This is a genomic window from Streptomyces sp. NPDC044064, assembly GCF_056434245.1.
In genome coordinates, this window is sequence record NZ_JBWKFN010000031.1 from 1 (window position 1) to 17,283 (window position 17,283).

The window sequence follows — 17,283 nt, forward strand, 5'->3', positions numbered from 1 at the left end:
AAGAACTCGTACCACGAACCGAACAGGGCCCGCTCCCGCTCCACCAGCAGCGGCATCGCGTCCGACGCGGTCACCAACTCCCGCAACGGATACCGGGACAGCACCGCCTCCACCTCGGGTGACAACACGGCCTTCAGGCGGTGGTGCACCGACGTGGTGTCGTCTCCGAGAGCCCGCGCCGCGGCCAGGACCAGGTCCCGCTGCGCTCCCTTGGGCACTCCCGCGGCCGCACGCTCGTAGAGGTCGGCGCCCTCCTCCAGGACCAGGCCGGTGTCGATGCCCGCCGGGATCTTGACGGAGGCGGTGTGCCGCCAGGTCGCCAGCGGATGGCTCCACGCCTCGACGCGGAAGGTCCAGCGACCGGTGGCGTCCGGGGTGACCTCCGCGCCCCACAGGTCGCTGCCGGGGGACAGTTCGCGCATCGGGGTCCAGGGGCCACGGCGGCCCGCCGGATCGCGCAGGACGACGTTCGCGCCGATCGCGTCGTGCCCCTCGCGGAACACGGTGGCCGTGACCTGGAACGTCTCTCCGGTCACCGCCTTCGCCGGGCGCTTGCCGCACTCCACGGCCGGCCGTACGTCACGTACCGGTACACGGCCGATGGCCGGGGTCCTGCGCATGGATCTCACCTCCGCCGTGCGCGAAGCCGGGCCCGAGGCCCGGCTTCGCGATCCGAGAAACGGTTCGGCTGCTGCCGCCCCGTGGGGATTGCCGAGTACGGTGCCACGTCAGGGGCTTGGCGCCGTGGAACGCCGCTCCGGTGGTGGTGCCCTCCGGGCCCCCCGCCCCGGCTGGGGCCGCCCGTCCTGGTCGCGCAGATAGCCGGCCAGGCTGGAGCGCAGATAGCGCTCCGCCGCGTCCGCTGCCTCCCGGGCGCAGCGCTTTCCCATCAGCACGCACAAGGTGTAGCCCGAGTCCTCGAAAGTGGCCCGGACCGTGCGGTCGTGGGGCTTGGCGAGCATCACGCGCTCCCATGCCCGGTAACGCCGCAACTGCCGGGCCACTTCGGCCTTGGCGGGTAGCAGCATGACCCTCTTCACCTTCCACGCTCTCGACTGGGCGCGTTCCCGACGGTCGGGTGGTGTCCGCGCAGGGGAGGGCACGGCACCGTTACGGCGATCGAGGCTTTCACTCATGGTGCACGTACGGCCACGCAACGTCCTGTTGGATCTTCAACCATCCGCCGTTCGAGAGGCTCGTGTTGCACGAATGGCGTAGTGACCCCACTGTGGAGGTGACTCAGAAGCGATCGGCGCTCACGCTCGGTGTCCGGGACTCTCCCGGACGCCGGCACGGGGAGCGGGAGCTTCGCGGGTGAGGAGCAAGCGACGATGAAGACCGCAGTGCCCTGCTACTACCACCTGGACGTGGAAGTCAGCCCGGAAAGGGTGGGACAGGTCAGCCGCATTCTGGCCGCCCATCTCCGCTACTGGGACCTCGAGAACCTCGTGGTTCCCGTCTGTCACGGTGCCGAACTGCTGCTGCATGCGATCGACGAGCACGCCTCGGACAAGGACACGTCGATCGAGATGTGGTGGAACGGCCAGCATCTCATCACGGCCGTCGGCGGCGACGACCGTGACCTGCGCCCGGACCAGGACCTGCGGGCCTGCCTGGCGGACATCGCCGCCATGAGCGACGGCTGGGGCTGCTGTGCCTCGGAGGGCGGCGCCAAGATCATCTGGTTCTCGCAGCGGGCACGCGCCGGCGAGCGGGTCCCGCTGGTCCCGACCGCTCCGGCGCCGAGCCTCAACCAGGGGCTCCAGGTGCCCCGGGAGCTCCAGGTGCTCGCCCTGGCCGCCCCGGCGAACGCCGTGGACGGCGTCCTGGAGGGCGCCCGGTGACGGCACGGAAGTCCCGGAAAGGGGTGCCCGTCTGGAGCGGGCACCCCTACCCGTTGGGCGCCGCCTTCGACGGGCAGGGCACCAACTTCGCACTGTTCAGCGAGGTCGCCGAGCGCGTCGAGCTGATCCTGGTAGACGAAGCCGGCACCGAGCGCCGCATCCCCCTGAGCGAGGTCGACGGGTTCGTCTGGCACGCGTACCTGCCAGGCGTCGGCCCGGGGCAGCGCTACGGCTACCGCGTGCACGGCCCCTGGCAGCCGGACCTCGGCCACCGCTGCAACCCGGCGAAGCTGCTGCTCGACCCGTACGCGCGGGCGGTGGACGGCCAGATCGACAACCACGCCTCGCTCTACGAGCGCGCGGCGGACGGCCCTTCTCCCGGCGACAGCGCCGGCCACTCGATGCTGGGCGTGGTCACCGACCCGTACTTCGACTGGGGCGCCGACCGCCCGCCGTCGCACGCGTACGCCGACTCCGTCGTCTACGAGGCCCACGTGCGGGGCCTGACCCGCACCCACCCGGACGTCCCCGAGCGGCTGCGCGGCACCTACGCGGGTCTCGCGCACCCTTCGGTCCTGGACCACCTGACCTCGCTCGGCGTCACCGCGGTGGAGCTGATGCCGGTCCACCAGTTCGTCCAGGACGGTGTGCTGCAGGACCGCGGCCTCGCCAACTACTGGGGCTACAACACCGTCGGCTTCTTCGCCCCGCACAACGCCTACGCCGCCTTCGGCAGCCGGGGCCAGCAGGTCGACGAGTTCAAGGCGATGGTGAAGGCCCTGCACGCGGCCGGCCTCGAGGTCATCCTCGACGTGGTCTACAACCACACCGCCGAGGGCAACGAGATGGGCCCCACCCTGTCTCTCCGGGGCATCGACAACGCCTCCTACTACCGCCTGGTCGACGGCGACTGGGGGCACTACTACGACACCACCGGCACCGGCAACAGCCTGCTGATGCGGCACCCCTACGTGCTGCAGCTGATCATGGACTCGCTGCGTTACTGGGTCACCGAGATGCACGTCGACGGCTTCCGCTTCGACCTTGCGGCGACCCTGGCCCGGCAGTTCCACGAGGTGGACCGGCTCTCGGCGTTCTTCGACCTGATCCAGCAGGACCCGGTGATCAGCCGTGTCAAGCTCATCGCCGAACCCTGGGACGTGGGGGAGGGCGGCTACCAGGTGGGCAACTTCCCGCCGCTGTGGTCGGAGTGGAACGGCCGCTACCGGGACGCCGTACGGGACTTCTGGCGGGCGGAACCCGGCTCGCTCGGCGAGTTCGCCTCCCGGCTGACCGGCTCCTCCGACCTGTACCAGCACAGCCGTCGCCGGCCGCGGGCGAGCGTCAACTTCGTGACGGCACACGACGGTTTCACCCTCCGCGACCTCGTGTCGTACAACGACAAGCACAACGAGGCCAACGGCGAGGGCAACCGGGACGGCGAGAGCGCGAACCGTTCCTGGAACTGCGGTGCCGAGGGCGACACGGACGACCCGGCGGTCCTCGAACTCCGGGCCCGCCAGCAGCGCAACTTCCTCGCCACCCTGCTGCTGTCCCAGGGCATACCGATGCTCAGCCATGGCGACGAGCTCGGCCGCACCCAGCGCGGCAACAACAACGCCTACTGTCAGGACAACGAAGTCTCCTGGGTCGACTGGAAGTTGACGGACGAGCAGCTCAGCCTCACGGACTTCACCCGGTACGTCATCAACCTGCGCGCCGAGCATCCCGTGCTGCGCAGGCGCCGCTTCTTCCGCGGCGAGACCGCGACCAACGCCGAGCAGCCGCTGCCCGACCTGATGTGGCTGCGGCCCGACGCGCGCGAGATGACCGCCCGGGACTGGCAGCGCGAGGACGCCCACTCGGTCGGCGTGTTCCTCAACGGCGACGCGATCGCCGAACGCGACCCCCACGGCGGGCGCGTGCGCGACGACTCCTTCCTGCTGCTCCTGAACGGCTACTGGGAGCCCGTCGACTTCCGCCTCCCCGACGAGTCCTACGGCGAGCGCTGGACGACCCTGATCGACACCGCCGAACCGGACGGCACCTCCGACGAACGCGAACGCAAGGCGGGCACCCGGCTCCGCGTGGAGTCCCGGAGCCTGATCGTGCTCTCGAGGACGTCGCGCGGCGGGGGAGGGGCCAAGAGGGCTCGTCGCCGGTGACATGCTGTTGGATGGCCGTATGGCGAAACGGCGCGGAAGGCAGAGGCCGCTCGTCGGCGTACCCGAGAGCATCGTCCTGCCGGCGGCAGCGGACGGCTGGCGTCACAGCATCGGTACCGCGGACGGCGGGATGCTCTGCGGACGCCTCGACGGAGTGCCGGTGGCGGCGGCGGCCGAAGTGGCGCAGGCCGCTGCCGTCGAGCTGGTCAGGGACCTCGCCGAAGACGCCGGCGTCGAAGTGACCTGGGCCGCCTCCCCGGAGCCGGACGCCTGGACCGGTCGGGTCGGACCGGTCCGCCGAGTCCGCTCAGCGTGAGCGGCGGGACGTGACCGTGAACTGGGCGCCGTCCGGGTCCCGGAGGATCGCCTCGTCCTCCCGCTCGCTCAGGACGCTGCCGCCGTGCTTCTCGGCGGTCCGTGCGCAGCCCGCCACGTCGGCCACCGCGAAGTGGATCTGCCAGTGCGGCCGTACGGAGGGGTCCGGGGCCGACTCCGCCGCGCCCGAGTCGATGCGCGCCACCACATCACCCCGGCTGCGCAGCACCACCTCGCCGCCCTCGTACTCGACCTCGCAGCAGCCCGGTTTGCCGGAGGCCCAGTCGAGGATCTCGCCGTAGAAGAGCGCGGAGTCGAAGGCGTTGCGGGTGTGCAGCCGGATGAAGGTCGGGGCGGCCCGCCGCCAGGCCTCCCAGTTGCCGACCAGCTCGCCCTCCCAGATCCCGAAGGTGGCCCCGTCCCGGTCCGCGAGCAGCGCTGCCCGTCCCGGTGGGAAGGACAGGGGCCCCACGGCCGCCGTACCGCCGCGCTCCCGGGCCCGCGACACCGCCTCGTCCGCGTCCGGCACGGCGAAGTACGGGGTCCAGGCCACCGCCATCTGCCACATGGCGGCGACCGCGGCGATCCCGGCGACCGGCACACCGTCGGCCAGCGCGATCCGGAAGTGCTCGCCGAGCTTGGCGCCGCGCCACCGCCAGCCGAGCAGCGCGGAGTAGAACTCCTGGGTGGCCGCCAGGTCGCGGCTGGTCAGGCTCACCCAGCACGGGGAACCGAAGACGGAGTGCGTGGAGATGATGTCCCTCGTCCTCGGTCCACCGCTGGCAGGCGTGTCATGTTTCATGGAAGTCGCGTCCTGGTCTCGGGGTCCGGCGCCCACCGGTCTGGCACCAGTGTCCAACCGGAACCGGGTGCGGTGCCTGTCGAGTACCCCGGTGGCGGGGGGCCAGGCGGGTGAGCACGATGGAGGCATGGGAGAGACGGAACCCGACCGGATCGCCGAGCTGCAGGCCGAAGTGGACCAGTTGAAGGAGGCCGTGGCCTCCCACGCTGTCATCGACCAGGCCATCGGGATGATGGTCGCCCTCGGTCGGGTGACACCCGACCAGGGGTGGGAGGTGCTGAAGGACGTCTCCCAGCACACCAACATCAAGCTGCGCAACATCGCGGAACTGATCCTCGTCTGGGGTCGCCGGGGCGACATACCGCCCGCGCTCCGGGCCGCGCTGGAGGACGCCCTGGACCGGCACGGGCCCGTCCAGATCCCCGGGACCGCCGAGGCCATCCCGGCCGGCACGGAGGAGAGCCCCGGCAGCGTGGAGGACTGAGGGCCCGGCCCGCGTCCGTGAGGTGCCGCGCCGGCCTCGGCCGGGTGCTCAGCCGGCCTCCGCCAGGTGCTCGGCCGACGCCTCCGCGAGCAGTTCCTCCCGCAGTCGCTCGAAGCAGCCGCTCAGCAGCCGGGAGACGTGCATCTGGGAGATACCCAGCTGCTGGGCGATCCGGCTCTGCGTCATCCCGTCGAAGAACCGCAGGTAGAGGATGATCCGCTCCCGCTCGGGCAGCGCCTGGAGACACGGCTTGACCGAGGCGCGGTCGACCACGAGGTCGAAGCCGGGGTCCGCCTCGCCGAGCGAGTCACCGAGCGCGTACCCCTCCGTCCCGGACACCTCGGCGTCCAGCGACAGGGCCGAGAAGCACTCCAGGGCCTCCATGCCGGCGTGCACCTCGGCCTCGCTGAGCTTCGTGTGCGCGGCTATCTCGGCGACGGTGGGCGCTCGGCCGGCCGTGGTCTGGGCCAGTTCCTTGAGGGCGCCGCGGACCCGGTTGCGCAGGTCCTGCACCCGGCGCGGTACGTGCAGCGTCCACATGTGGTCGCGGAAGTGGCGCTTTATCTCACCGGTGACCGTGGGCACCGCGTACGCCTCGAAGGCGCGGCCACGGGCCGGGTCGTAGTGGTCGACGGCCTTCACCAGGCCGAGGGCGGCCACCTGGTACAGGTCCTCCAGGGACTCCCCGCGGCCCCGGAACCGTACGGCGATCCGCTCGGCCATGGGAAGCCAGAGCCGGACCAGCTCGTCCCGGAGCGCCTGGCGCTCGGCACCGTCCGGCAGCCGCGCGAGCCGCTCGAAGGACTCGGCCGTGTCAGGGGCGTCGTCATGGGGGTGAGGCTTCGTGCTGCCGGTGACAGGCATCGCGCGCACTTCCCTCAGCGGTTGCTGGATCCGGGCGTGCCTCCTGTCCGAAGCACTGTTGTGCGGATTCCCGCTGATGGATAGATCAAACAATTCGGGTGATATCGGGCGCGAGGTGTGCGGGGGTCGCTCCCGGCCGCCCGCTCTTGCCCGCCTCCTTGAGGCGCGATACCTCTGAAACAGAGATAATCTTCAGGAGTGGAATCCGGTTTCCCCGAGGAGCTGGCCGACGCACTCGTACGGATCCAGCGACTGATCCGGCGCAGGCTGCGCGGCGGGCTGACCCTGCCACGGCTGCGCGGCGCCGAGGTGGAGCTGCTGCGCCTGGTCGAGAGCCGGCCCGGCATCGGCATCTCGGAGGCCGCCCGGGCCCTGCACCTGGCGGGCAACTCCGTGTCGACGCTGGTCAACCATCTCGTCCGGGACGGCTATCTGATCCGTGAGACGGACCCCGCCGACCGGCGGGCCGCCCGCCTGCTGCTCACCGAGGCCGCCGAGCAGCGGCTCGGGGACTGGCAGCGCCGCCGGGCCGAACTGATCGGCCGGCACGTCGCCCGGCTGGACGAGGCCGACCGGGAGGCCCTGCGCGCGGCCCTGCCGGCGCTGCGCAAGCTGGCCGTCACCCTGCACGAGGAGGCCGAGGAGACATGACGAGCGACACCCCCGCCCCGCCCGCCGAAGCCGTCGCCTGCACCCGTCTCTGCTACGCCTTCGGGGACACCAGGGCGGTCGACGAACTCGACCTGGCCGTCCGTGAGGGTGAGGTGTTCGGACTGCTCGGGCCCAACGGCGCCGGAAAGACCTCCGCGATCCGCTGCATCACCACACTCCTCCCGGTGCCGGCCGGCATGGTCCGGGTCTTCGGGCACGACGTCGCCAGGGAACGCATGGCGGTACGCCGGCTCCTCGGCTACGTCCCGCAGCAGCTGTCCGCCGACAGCGGGCTCACCGGACGGGAGAACGTCGCCCTGTTCGCCCGGGTCTTCGACGTGCCGCGCCGCGAGCGCGGCGAGCGTGTCGCCCAGGCCCTGGCCGCCGTCGGGCTCGCCGGAGCCGCCGACCGGCTCGCCGGCACCTACTCCGGCGGCATGGTCCGCCGCCTCGAACTCGCCCAGGCCCTGGTCAGCGCGCCCCGGCTGCTGATCCTGGACGAGCCCACCATCGGCCTGGACCCGATCGCCCGCACCGGCGTCTGGGAGCACATCAACGCCGTACGCGCCGCCACCGGCATGACCGTCCTGGTCACCACCCACTACATGGACGAGGCCGACCAGTACTGCGACCGGGTCGGCCTGATGCACCGCGGCCGTGTCCGCGCCCTGGGCACCCCGGCCGAGCTGCGCCGGGGCCTCGCCGAACGCCGGGGCACGGACGCCGTGCCCACGCTGGAGGACGTCTTCCGGGACGTCGCCGGCAGCGGCCTCGACTCCGGAGGAGGTTTCCGCGATGTCCGAAGCACCCGCCGCACCGCGCACCGCGTCGGCTGATCCCACCGTCGCCGGCACCGCCCTGCTGCTCACCCCGCCCAGGCCCCGCGCGGGCTGGCGGCTGCTGCCCGCCCGGGTCGCCGCGATGTGCGCCGTCGAACTGCAGAAGCTGCGCCACGACCGCACCGAGCTGTACACGCGCGCCGTCCAGCCCGCCCTGTGGCTGCTGATCTTCGGCCAGACCTTCACCCGGATCCACGCGATACCCACCGGCGGCATCCCCTACATCGACTACCTGGCGCCCGGCATCATCGCCCAGTCCGCGATGTTCATCGCCATCTTCTACGGCATACAGATCATCTGGGAGCGCGACGCGGGCATCCTGAACAAGCTCCTGGTCACACCGACCCCGCGCTCGGCGCTGATCACCGGCAAGGCGTTCGCGGCCGGAGTGAAGTCGCTGATCCAGGCCGTCGTGGTCGTTCTCATCGCCGCCGTGCTCGGTGTGGCCCTCACCTGGAACCCTCTGAAGCTGCTCGGTGTCGCCGCGGCCGTGGTCCTCGCCTCCGCGTTCTTCTCGTGCCTGTCGATGACCATCGCGGGCATCGTCCTCAGCCGCGACCGGCTGATGGGCTTCGGGCAGGCGATCACGATGCCGCTGTTCTTCGGCTCCAACGCCCTGTACCCCGTCTCGGTGATGCCGGGCTGGCTCCAGGCTGTCAGCAAGGCCAATCCGCTCAGTTACCAGGTCGACGCCCTGCGTGGCCTGCTGCTGGGCACGCCCGCCCACCTCGCCGCCGACTTCGGCGTCCTGGCGGTGGCCGCCGCCCTGGGCATCGCCGCGGCTTCCTCACTGCTCGGCCGGCTGGCCCGCTGATCTTGCCGCGGAGTGAAATACGGCACGCGGCCGCACCCCGCCCCAGGCCCCCGTGACGGGATTCTTCCTGGGCAGCGCTTGATCACCGATCAAAGCGGGCGAACCCCCTGGCCACAGCGCATTCTGCTCATTTGACAGTGCGCTGAGCACACAGATAGACAGCAGCTCTCCGAGGTCGAGAGGGGCACTGTGTACGAGCCGAACGTGGTCGGGGACTGGCACGAGTACGACGAGCATGCCGGTCTGCGGGTCCGCGTCCACCGCCTGGAGGCGGCCGAGCCGCCGCGCGGACGTGACGACGCCGCGGCCGGGCTGACGTACTTCAGTGTCCGGGTGACGGTCGAGAACCGAGGTGCGCGGCACTACGGGATCCATCTCGAGGACGGCCAGATGGACGTCCGGGTCGGCCCGGACGGCGAGAGCGCGTTCATCGACTGGCGCAACTCCCAGTTCATCGAGGGCTTCGACGTCTACCCGCTGCGCCGGGCCACCGCCGTGCTCTACGCGGCCGCCCCGGAGGCAGCCCTCACCCACGTGGACGTACAGGTCCAGCTGCGGGTGGACGAGGAGTGGGCCGACCGCCGGCTGTGGGCGGGCGGCATCGGCATCCTGGAGGCGACGACGGCGGCCGCCTCCGTGGGCACCGGGCAGGGCAGCCTGGCGCACCAGGTCAGCGCCTTCCTGAAGGACCAGACGGTGAAGGACCAGAAGGAGCCCGGCACCGCCTGACCCGGGTCAGTGCGGGATGCCGTCGATGATCTCCCGTGCCCCCTGCCGCAGCAGCGCCACCGCGACCGAGGTGCCGAGCGTGGCCGCGTCCAGCCGGCCCGCCCACTCGTGGGCGTTCAGCCTTGTCTTGCCGTCCGGGGTGAACACGCAGGCCCGCAGGGAGAGTTCACCACCGCGGTCCAGGTGTGCGTAGCCGGCGATCGGGCTGTTGCAGTGTCCCTGGAGCACATGCAGGAACATCCGCTCGGCCGTGGCCTCCCGGTGCGTGGCCGGGTCGCCGAGCCCGCTCACCGCGTCGATCAGCTCGGTGTCGCCCTCCCGGCACTGCAGGGCGAGGATGCCCGCGCCGATCGGCGGCATCATCGCCTCCGGTGACAGCACCTCGCTGATCACGTCCTGCCGGCCGATCCGCTCCAGGCCGGACACCGCGAGCAGCAGCGCGTCCGCCTCGCCGGCGGCCAGCTTCTCCAGCCGGCGGTTGGCGTTCCCGCGGAACGGCACGCACTCCAGGTGCGGGTGCGCGGCGGCCAGTTGCGCGATCCGGCGCACCGATGAGGTGCCGATCCGGGTGCCGGCCGGGAGCTCGTCGAGAGTGAGCCCGCCCGGGTGCACCAGCGCGTCCCGGATGTCGTCCCGCTTCAGGAACGCGGCGAACACCGTGCCGGCGGGCAGTGGCCGGTCGGCGGGCACATCCTTGACGCAGTGCACCGCGAGGTCGGCCTCGCCGGCCAGCAGGGCCGCGTCCACCTCCTTGGTGAACGCCCCCTTGCCCTCGACCTTGGACAGGTCACCGAGCCACTTGTCACCCGTGGTCCTCACGGGCACGACCTCGGTGCGCACCCCCGGATGCAGCACGCCCAACTCGGCGCGCACGCGCTCGACTTGGGCGAGAGCCATCGGTGAGTCGCGGGACACGATGCGGATCAGTTCCGGGACGGACATGGGGGACACGATAGACCCTCGGGTGCCATGCCCCGTCATGTCCCCACCGAGAACAAGATGTTCGAGAGCGGGTCAGGCGTTCGGGTCGAAGGGGATGCCGGACGGCTTGGCCGAGGCCAGGTGGGAGGAGAAACTCGCGTCCTTCAGACCGAAGTGGGCACTGCCGAAGTCGTAGGCGCTCAGCTTGTCGCGCAGGCCTGCCGGATAGCCGTTCCAGCCGACCAGCGGCGGGTACTGCCAGCTGTGCCTGTGGTTCTCCGGCGGCTCGTCGTTCGTGTTGGCCAGCCGGAAGCAGTGCGTGCCGATGCCGTCCTTGTGGTACACGACCTTCGGGTGGCCGCCCTCGAAGCGGACCTCGGAGGCCGGGTGCACGGTGAACGAGCCGTGGTTGGACGTCGACACGTACCGCACCTGCCCGTCCTGCACCCACACCACCACGTGCTCCCAGTCGTGCCGGTGCCCGCCGATGCTGCTGCCGGGGAGCGCCTGGTCCTTCTCGAAGTACAGGCCGTACAGGTAGGCGCACCAGCCGTTGTTGCACTTGTGGCGCGAGTAGCTGTTGGTGTTGGCCAGGTCGGAGGCGTCGTGGCAGCTGCCGTTGAGGGCGCCCGTCGGCTTCAGGCCGCCGTTGATCGTGCCGTCGGGGCCGATCGCGGGCGTCGGGTAGCAGCCGTCGGTGTCGTAGTCGAAGGCCGGCTGGTACGCCAGCTCGGCGGGCTCGGCGTTCGCGGGCAGCGCGAGCGGCGGCGCGGCGAAGGCGGCGGCCGGGAAGGCGACGACGAGAGCGGCGGCGCCGGCGAGCACGCCGAACCATCTGCCACGCCGGGCACGGGATGTGAGTGACGGCACGAGGGTCCTCCAACAGCGGTGGGGAGCAAGGGAGTTCAGCATCCCGGGCGGAAGCCGTGCAGCCAAGAGGTCACACGCGTCCCACGAGTGCAGCCCCGCGGAACGCCTACCGTCCGTCCTCCGGGACGTCCGCCGACGACTCCTCCGGGGTGAGGTCGGGGCGCAGCCGCAGCCACGACGGCTGGCGCAGCAGCCCGGCCCGGGTCCGGGTGCTGTAGCTGACCTCGCCGACCAGCCGGGGCAGCACCCAGTGGGCGTCCGGGATCCGCGGCACCGGGTCGAAGGGGCACTCGATGCCGGCGGCGGCCCGCAGCAGCGCCGCCAGCTCCCTCCGCTCCGCCTCGCTCCAGCCGGTGCCCACCCCGCCCACGTAACGCAGCCGCCCGCCCGCCCGCTGGCCGACCAGCACCGCGCCCGGCAGCCCGGTCAGCCGCCCCTTGCCCGGCAGCCAGCCACCGACGATCACGTCCTCGCTGCGCATGTTGCGGATCTTGACCCAGGCGCGGGAGCGCACCCCGGGCTCGTACGCCGAGTCCAGCCGCTTGCACACCAGCCCTTCGAGACCGTGCTCCCGGGTCGCCCGGAGTGCCTCGGCACCGTGCCCGGTCACCGCGGCGGGCGTCGACCAGTACGGCCCCGCCAGGCCCAGCTCCTCCAGCCGCGCCCGCCGCTCGGCGTAAGGGACCCCGAGCAACGGGCGCTCCAGGTAGGGCACGTCGAACAGCACCAGATGGACCGGTACCCGGGCGGCCCGGCGGGCCGCCCGCGCGGGGGAGTGGGCGAGGCCCATCCGGCTCTGCAGCAACTGGAAGTCCGCCCGCCCCTGCTCGTCCAGGGCCAGCACCTCGCCGTCCAGGACGGCGGCAGCGCTGCCCAGGGCGCCGCCGAGCGGCCGGAGTTCGGGGTAGGCGCCGGTGATCTCCTCACCGGACCTCGCGCGCAGCAGCACGCCGCCGTCGCCGGGCAGGTAGACCATCACCCGCTGACCGTCCTGCTTGGTCTCGTACGCCCACCGTTGGTCCTGGGCGGCCGGCGGCAGCCTGCCCGGGGTGGCGAGCATCGGCGGAATCAACGGCAGGGTCACGGCGGTCACGGCAGAAGGTGTCGACCGCACCCGGCACCCTCACGCGCCTTTCGCCGCGGGTTCCCCTGAACGGGCCCGTCCGGCCGCCTCGGTGCCGCCGGCGCCGACTGGTGGGCCGGCAGAACGAGTTGGGGACGGTCCCGCGCTGCTCACGCGTGCTGCAGCTGGGCGAGCCGACGGGGTCTTCGGACCACTGCCGACCACCGCGGCCACCTCGTGCCCGACAGTGCGGAGCAGCGGCACCGGACCCTCACGCAACGGCGCGTCGTCCCCGGCGAACACCACACGCACGGCGAATCCACCTCGATCGCACTCCCGACGGGGCCGGCCGGCCATGGTCGTCGCAGAGCCCGGGCGGGCCGCCGCCCGCGACCCGCCCAGCCCTCCGGCAGGCCGTCGCTCCGTGACCGCGGCCGGACGGTCCCGCCACGTCAGGCACGGTCGCCGCTCCACCGGAGGGACGCTCGCGCTTCCTAGCCCACCGCCTCGGCCGACGGCTCCGCCTGCGCCGGGGCCCCGGCCATGCCCGAGGGGCGGTGGCGGGGGAGGAAGGAGGCGAGCACGAAGGCCAGGGCGGCGGCGCCCGCGCCGATCGCCATGACGGCCTTGAAGCCGTTCTCGGACGGCAGCGCGTGGCCGCCCGGACCGATCGTCATCTGCGAGAGGATCACACCCGCGACCGCGCTGGCCACCGAGGTGCCGATGGACCGCATCAGGGTGTTGAGGCTGTTGGCGGCGGCCGTCTCCGACGCCGGCACCGCGCCCATGATCAGGGCCGGCATGGCGCCGTAGGCGAAGCCCACGCCCGCCCCGATGACGCAGGACACCAGGACCAGGTGCCAGACCTCGCTCATCAGCACGATGTTGAGGCCGTATCCGGCCGCCACGACGACCGCGCCGATCATCAGCGTGACCTTCGGACCACGCGACTTGGTGATCACGGCGGAGACGGGCGCCGTGGCCATCATCACCAGGCCCTGCGGAGCCATCACCAGGCCCACGGTCAGCATGGACCTGCCCAGGCCGTAGCCGGTCTGCGTGGGCAACTGCAGCAGCTGCGGCAGGACCAGGGACATCGCGAACATCGAGAAGCCGAACGCGATGGAGGCCAGGTTGGTGAACAGCACCTGGCGGCGGACTGTGGTGCGCAGGTCCACCAGCGGCTGCGCCGTACGCAGTTCGAAGAGGCCGAAGGCCGACAGGACCACGACCGCGAGGGCGAACAGGCCCAGCGTGGTGCCGCTGCCCCAGCCCCAGTCGGCGCCCTTGGAGATGGCGAGCAGCAGCGAGACCAGCCCGACCGCCATGCCGAGCGCCCCGACGAGGTCGAAGCGGCCGCCGGTGCGCACACGGGACTCCGGCACCAGGGTCAGCACCAGCGCGAACGCGACGACGCCGAGCGTGGCCGAGGTCCAGAACAGCACGTGCCAGTCGAAGTGGTCGGCGATGAAGGCGGCGGCGGGCAGACCGAGGGCACCACCGACGCCGAGCGAGGCGCTCATCAGCGCGGTCGAGCCGGCCAGCCGCTCCGGCGGCAGCTCGTCGCGCATGATGCTGATGCCCAGCGGCACCACGGCGGCCGCGAGACCCTGCAGGGCACGGCCGACGACCATCGGGACCAGGGCGTCGCTGAGCGCGCAGCCCACCGAGCCGGCCACCAGCAGCACCAGGCTCACCAGCAGCAGGCGCCGCTTGCCGAACATGTCGCCGAGCCGGCCGGCCACCGGAGTGGCGACGGCGGCGGCCAGCAGCGTCGCCGTGACCGCCCAGGCCGCGTTCGACGCCGAGGCGTGCAGATAGACGGGAAGTTCCGGGACGATCGGAATCACCAGGGTCTGCATCAGCGACACGGTGATGCCGGCCAGGGCGAGCACCGCGACCACGGCGTTCGAGCGTGACGGGGTTGATCTGCCGGCCTCGGCGGGCCGGACGGGGGCGTCGGACATGGGAGACGGGACCTTCCGCAGGGAGCGGGACACTTTTTAAGTCAACTGCTTGACTTACTTTAGCGTCATGAAAGGGCGGTCCGGAGCGGGCCTGTCGGCCGCGGGCGCGGCACGCCCCGTAGGCTTCCCTGGCTGGACCTCGCCGCCCCGGTCGAGGACCTGAGGCGGTGCGGGGGACTGGCCGCCCCAGGGCGGTGCGCAGTCCCGGAGCGGTGGTGAGCATGGCGCGCAGGACGGCGCGGGCGGAGCAGGTCGGTGCGACGCGGGAGGCGATCCTGACCGCGGCGGAGCGGCTGTTCGCCGAGCACGGCGTGTACGCTGTGTCCAACCGCCAGGTCAGCGAGGCCGCGGGCCAGGGCAACAACGCGGCGGTCGGCTACCACTTCGGCACCAAGGCCGACCTGGTCCGCGCGGTGGCCCGCCGGCACGCCGCGCCCATCGAGGTGCTGCGGGAACGGGCGCTGGCGACCGCCGAGGGCTCCTGTGACGTGCGTGACTGGGTCGACTGCCTGGTGCGCCCGGTGACCGAGCACCTGGCCGGCCTCGGCAGCCCCACCTGGTACGCCCGGTTCTGTGCCCAGGTGATGACCGACCCGGCGCTGCACGAGATCATGGTCGAGGAGTCCCTGGCCTCGCCGGCGCTGCGCGAGGCGATCGGCCATCTGAACCAGGCCCTGCCGGAGCTGCCCGCCGAGGTCCGCGCCGAACGCGGCCAGATGGTGAGGACGCTCATTCTGCACACCTGCGCGGAGCGGGAGCGGGCCCTCGCCGAGGGCGCCCCGACCCCGCGCGCCACCTGGAGCGAGTTCGCCACCGGGCTCGCCGACGCGATCGTGGGGCTGTGGCTGGCGCCGGTCACCCGCGCCCGCTGACCCGTCACACGTCGAAGGTCACCACGACCTTCTCCGCGGCCCCCGGCGCGCGCCAGTTCGAAGGCCCTGTCGGCCGCGGAGAACGGGACCTGGTGGCTGATGAGCTTCGCGAAGCGCTCGTGGTGCTCGACGAGTCGGCGAGTGACCACGGGTACGAGGCCGAGCGGTGGGCCGGCCCACATCCCGGCCCACCGGGACGAGCGTCAGTGTCGCGCCGTCAGCATGCTGGTCGCGTTCGCGGCGACGACCGCGCCGATCCCCGCCCAGTCCGGCGCGCCGAGCCCCTGGCCGAGGACGATCCAGCCGACCACGGCCGCGAGCACCGGATTGACGCTCATGAAGAGTCCGAAGGTCTGCGTGGGCACGGTTCGCAGGGTGAACAGGTCGGCGAGGTACGGCACGGCCGAGGAGAGCACCCCGGCGGCCACGGCGCACAGCACGGCCCCGGCCGTGGGCGTGTGCCGCAGGGCGACGACGATGCCGACCGGCAGGAAGGCCAGTGCCGACACGCCCGCGGCGGCGGCCGCACCCTGGGCGCCGGGGATGCGACGGCCGACGAGCTGGTTGAGCAGGATGTACGAGGCCCAGCAGCAGGCCGCCACCAGGCCGAGACCCATGCCCACGTAGTCGGTCGAGGGCTGCGGACGCATCAGGACCACGACCCCGCCCGCCGCCAGCACCGCGCACGCCGCGTCCAGCCGGCGCCGGGACGCGGCCAGGGCGACGGCGAGCGGGCCGAGGAACTCAAGGGTCACCGCCAGCCCCAGGCCGATCCGGTCGACCGCGCTGTACAGCGTGAGGTTCATCGTGCCGAAGACCCCCGCCAGCAGGAGCACCGGCCACCACTGGCGCCGGCTGAAGGACCGGAGCCGCGGCCGGGCGACAGCCAGCAGGACCAGTGCGGCGACGTACTGGCGCGTCGCGACCACGCCGACGGGGCCGAGCACGGGGAAGGCCAGCGCCCCGATGGCCGCGCCGGTCTGGTTGGACAGGCCGCTGCCGAACATGGTGGCCACTCCGGCAAGCTGCCGGGCCTGCGGCGCGGAGCCGGACGCGGTGGTGGGCCCGGTCGCGGCGGCAGGGCGTTCGAGAGCTTGAGGCATGCCTGGATGGTGCGCCGCCAGGATGCTTACGCAAAATGCATGCTCAGGCTCATCTATACGCTTACCGTATGCATGAAGCGGATATCGAGCTGCGCCAGCTCCGCTGTCTCGTGGCCATCGTCGACGAGGGCACCTTCACCGACGCGGCCATCGCCCTCGGCGTCTCCCAGGCCGCCGTCTCCCGCACCCTCGCCTCGCTCGAACGGGCCCTGGGGGTACGGCTGCTCAGGCGCACCTCGCGCGCGGTGACCCCGACCGCGACCGGGCTGCGCGTGGTGGCGCAGGCACGGCGGGTGCTCGCGGACGTGACCGAACTGGTCCTGGAGGCCACCTCGGGACACGAGCGGGTGCGGATCGGATACGCCTGGTCTGCGCTCGGCCGCCACACCGTGGCCTTCCAGCGGCGCTGGACCGCCACGCACGCCGGGACCGACCTGCACCTGGTGCGCGTCAACTCCCCGTCCGCCGGGCTGGCCGAGGGTGTCTGTGATCTCGCGGTCGTCCGCAGGCCGCTGGACGACCGGCGCTTCGACTCCGCCATCGTCGGGCTGGAACGGCGCCTGTGTGCGCTGGCCGCCGACGACCCCCTCGCCAGGCGCCGCTCGGTCCGGCTCGCCGACATCGCCGGGCGCACGCTCTTCATCGACCGCCGCACCGGCACGGCCACGCCGGAGCTGTGGCCGCCGGACGCCCGGCCGGCCGTGCAGGAGACGCACGACGTGGACGACTGGCTCACGGTCATCGCCGCCGGACGCGGCATCGGCGTGACGGCCGAGTCCACCGCGAACCAGTACCCGAGGCCAGGCATCGTCTACCGGCCGGTGCGTGACGCCGAACCCGTGGCCGTGCGCCTCGCCTGGTGGCGGGACGATCCGCACCCCGCCCACCGGGCCGTGCGCGAACTGCTCACCGAGCTGTACCGGGCGGGCTGAGGCGGCGGCAGTCTCATCCCGGCGGCCGCGCTGAAGGTCACCGGATAC

At 72.3% G+C, this 17,283-nt stretch carries 19 protein-coding genes; 10 read left to right on the forward strand and 9 right to left on the reverse strand.

Annotation, left to right across the window (positions count from 1 at the left end; translation table 11 throughout):
- Both AC07DS_RS36635 and AC07DS_RS36640 read right to left on the reverse strand, forming a co-directional pair.
- A partial coding sequence (locus tag AC07DS_RS36635; RefSeq protein WP_479152498.1) for a maltotransferase domain-containing protein occupies positions 1-620 on the reverse strand: 620 nt, incomplete at its 3' end.
- A gap of 108 nt (positions 621-728) precedes the next feature.
- Positions 729-1,028, reverse strand: a complete 300-nt coding sequence (locus AC07DS_RS36640) for a DUF5133 domain-containing protein (protein WP_479152501.1) — start codon at positions 1,026-1,028, stop codon at positions 729-731.
- Between the two features lie 303 nt (positions 1,029-1,331).
- Between AC07DS_RS36640 and AC07DS_RS36645 the strand changes: the two genes are divergently transcribed.
- Genes AC07DS_RS36645 through AC07DS_RS36655 form a run of 3 tightly spaced genes read left to right on the forward strand, consistent with a single transcriptional unit; the run spans position 1,332 to position 4,325 of the window.
- Positions 1,332-1,844 carry a pep a2 gene (locus AC07DS_RS36645; protein WP_479152503.1) on the forward strand — a complete coding sequence of 171 codons (513 nt, stop codon included), beginning with the start codon at positions 1,332-1,334 and terminating at the stop codon, positions 1,842-1,844.
- Between the two features lie 23 nt (positions 1,845-1,867).
- Positions 1,868-4,009, forward strand: coding sequence for a glycogen debranching protein GlgX (glgX, locus tag AC07DS_RS36650; RefSeq protein ID WP_479152683.1), 2,142 nt, complete (start codon positions 1,868-1,870; stop codon positions 4,007-4,009).
- A 19-nt stretch (positions 4,010-4,028) separates the two neighbouring features.
- Positions 4,029-4,325, forward strand: coding sequence for a hypothetical protein (locus AC07DS_RS36655; RefSeq protein WP_479152505.1), 297 nt, complete (start codon positions 4,029-4,031; stop codon positions 4,323-4,325).
- Here the strand turns inward: AC07DS_RS36655 and AC07DS_RS36660 are convergent.
- Positions 4,317-5,126 (reverse strand): VOC family protein, encoded by an 810-nt coding sequence (locus tag AC07DS_RS36660; protein WP_479152508.1) that lies wholly within the window; start codon positions 5,124-5,126, stop codon positions 4,317-4,319. The genes AC07DS_RS36655 and AC07DS_RS36660 overlap by 9 nt on opposite strands.
- Positions 5,127-5,253: 127 nt before the next feature.
- Here AC07DS_RS36660 and AC07DS_RS36665 point away from each other — a divergent pair, with 127 nt between their 5' ends.
- Entirely contained in the window at positions 5,254-5,610 is a 357-nt protein-coding gene (locus AC07DS_RS36665; RefSeq protein ID WP_479152509.1) for an ANTAR domain-containing protein, read from the forward strand.
- Between the two features lie 48 nt (positions 5,611-5,658).
- Here AC07DS_RS36665 and AC07DS_RS36670 read toward each other — a convergent pair whose 3' ends face one another.
- Positions 5,659-6,474, reverse strand: coding sequence for an RNA polymerase sigma factor SigF (locus AC07DS_RS36670; RefSeq protein ID WP_479152510.1), 816 nt, complete (start codon positions 6,472-6,474; stop codon positions 5,659-5,661).
- Between the two features lie 198 nt (positions 6,475-6,672).
- Between AC07DS_RS36670 and AC07DS_RS36675 the strand changes: the two genes are divergently transcribed.
- The 4 genes from AC07DS_RS36675 (at position 6,673) to AC07DS_RS36690 (ending at position 9,507) form a co-directional block, all read left to right on the forward strand.
- Positions 6,673-7,125, forward strand: coding sequence for a MarR family winged helix-turn-helix transcriptional regulator (locus AC07DS_RS36675; protein WP_479152512.1), 453 nt, complete (start codon positions 6,673-6,675; stop codon positions 7,123-7,125).
- Positions 7,122-7,961: an ATP-binding cassette domain-containing protein gene (locus AC07DS_RS36680; RefSeq protein WP_479152514.1), complete on the forward strand. Its 840-nt coding sequence runs from the start codon at positions 7,122-7,124 to the stop codon at positions 7,959-7,961. Before AC07DS_RS36675 ends, AC07DS_RS36680 begins: the two co-directional genes overlap by 4 nt.
- Positions 7,921-8,778 (forward strand): ABC transporter permease, encoded by an 858-nt coding sequence (locus tag AC07DS_RS36685; protein WP_385171041.1) that lies wholly within the window; start codon positions 7,921-7,923, stop codon positions 8,776-8,778. The genes AC07DS_RS36680 and AC07DS_RS36685 overlap by 41 nt, the downstream gene beginning before the upstream one ends.
- A 189-nt stretch (positions 8,779-8,967) precedes the next feature.
- Positions 8,968-9,507, forward strand: coding sequence for a hypothetical protein (locus AC07DS_RS36690; protein WP_479152516.1), 540 nt, complete (start codon positions 8,968-8,970; stop codon positions 9,505-9,507).
- Between the two features lie 6 nt (positions 9,508-9,513).
- On the opposite strand, the gene hemC is transcribed toward AC07DS_RS36690, so the two are convergent.
- The 4 genes from hemC to AC07DS_RS36710 all read right to left on the reverse strand — a co-directional run bounded on the left by hemC (position 9,514) and on the right by AC07DS_RS36710 (position 14,328).
- A complete protein-coding gene (gene hemC / locus AC07DS_RS36695) occupies positions 9,514-10,449 on the reverse strand; it encodes a hydroxymethylbilane synthase (protein WP_479152518.1) in 936 nt (311 codons plus the stop codon).
- Positions 10,450-10,521: 72 nt separating this feature from the next.
- Positions 10,522-11,298 carry an NPP1 family protein gene (locus AC07DS_RS36700; protein ID WP_479152520.1) on the reverse strand — a complete coding sequence of 259 codons (777 nt, stop codon included), beginning with the start codon at positions 11,296-11,298 and terminating at the stop codon, positions 10,522-10,524.
- Positions 11,299-11,404: 106 nt separating this feature from the next.
- A complete protein-coding gene (locus AC07DS_RS36705) occupies positions 11,405-12,382 on the reverse strand; it encodes an ATP-dependent DNA ligase (protein WP_479152685.1) in 978 nt (325 codons plus the stop codon).
- A gap of 473 nt (positions 12,383-12,855) precedes the next feature.
- Positions 12,856-14,328: an MFS transporter gene (locus AC07DS_RS36710; RefSeq protein ID WP_479152522.1), complete on the reverse strand. Its 1,473-nt coding sequence runs from the start codon at positions 14,326-14,328 to the stop codon at positions 12,856-12,858.
- Positions 14,329-14,549: 221 nt separating this feature from the next.
- Here AC07DS_RS36710 and AC07DS_RS36715 point away from each other — a divergent pair, with 221 nt between their 5' ends.
- The gene (locus tag AC07DS_RS36715) at positions 14,550-15,200 is read left to right on the forward strand and encodes a TetR/AcrR family transcriptional regulator (RefSeq protein ID WP_479152524.1); all 651 of its coding nucleotides are present in this window, start codon (positions 14,550-14,552) and stop codon (positions 15,198-15,200) included.
- Between the two features lie 203 nt (positions 15,201-15,403).
- On the opposite strand, the gene AC07DS_RS36720 is transcribed toward AC07DS_RS36715, so the two are convergent.
- Positions 15,404-16,216 carry an EamA family transporter gene (locus tag AC07DS_RS36720; protein ID WP_479152687.1) on the reverse strand — a complete coding sequence of 271 codons (813 nt, stop codon included), beginning with the start codon at positions 16,214-16,216 and terminating at the stop codon, positions 15,404-15,406.
- A gap of 155 nt (positions 16,217-16,371) precedes the next feature.
- Between AC07DS_RS36720 and AC07DS_RS36725 the strand changes: the two genes are divergently transcribed.
- Positions 16,372-17,235 (forward strand): LysR family transcriptional regulator, encoded by an 864-nt coding sequence (locus AC07DS_RS36725; protein ID WP_336115306.1) that lies wholly within the window; start codon positions 16,372-16,374, stop codon positions 17,233-17,235.
- Positions 17,236-17,283: the final 48 nt, after the last annotated feature.

Bases quoted from the DNA above. Each gene is read 5' to 3' on its own strand.
- AC07DS_RS36640 (WP_479152501.1), bottom strand. From the start codon at position 1,028: ATGCTGCTACCCGCCAAGGCCGAAGTGGCCCGGCAGTTGCGGCGTTAC.
- AC07DS_RS36645 (WP_479152503.1), top strand. From the start codon at position 1,332: ATGAAGACCGCAGTGCCCTGCTACTACCACCTGGACGTGGAAGTCAGC.
- AC07DS_RS36655 (WP_479152505.1), top strand. From the start codon at position 4,029: ATGGCGAAACGGCGCGGAAGGCAGAGGCCGCTCGTCGGCGTACCCGAG.
- AC07DS_RS36660 (WP_479152508.1), bottom strand. From the start codon at position 5,126: ATGAAACATGACACGCCTGCCAGCGGTGGACCGAGGACGAGGGACATC.
- AC07DS_RS36665 (WP_479152509.1), top strand. From the start codon at position 5,254: ATGGGAGAGACGGAACCCGACCGGATCGCCGAGCTGCAGGCCGAAGTG.
- AC07DS_RS36670 (WP_479152510.1), bottom strand. From the start codon at position 6,474: ATGCCTGTCACCGGCAGCACGAAGCCTCACCCCCATGACGACGCCCCT.
- AC07DS_RS36680 (WP_479152514.1), top strand. From the start codon at position 7,122: ATGACGAGCGACACCCCCGCCCCGCCCGCCGAAGCCGTCGCCTGCACC.
- AC07DS_RS36685 (WP_385171041.1), top strand. From the start codon at position 7,921: ATGTCCGAAGCACCCGCCGCACCGCGCACCGCGTCGGCTGATCCCACC.
- hemC (WP_479152518.1), bottom strand. From the start codon at position 10,449: ATGTCCGTCCCGGAACTGATCCGCATCGTGTCCCGCGACTCACCGATG.
- AC07DS_RS36710 (WP_479152522.1), bottom strand. From the start codon at position 14,328: ATGTCCGACGCCCCCGTCCGGCCCGCCGAGGCCGGCAGATCAACCCCG.
- AC07DS_RS36715 (WP_479152524.1), top strand. From the start codon at position 14,550: ATGGCGCGCAGGACGGCGCGGGCGGAGCAGGTCGGTGCGACGCGGGAG.
- AC07DS_RS36725 (WP_336115306.1), top strand. From the start codon at position 16,372: ATGCATGAAGCGGATATCGAGCTGCGCCAGCTCCGCTGTCTCGTGGCC.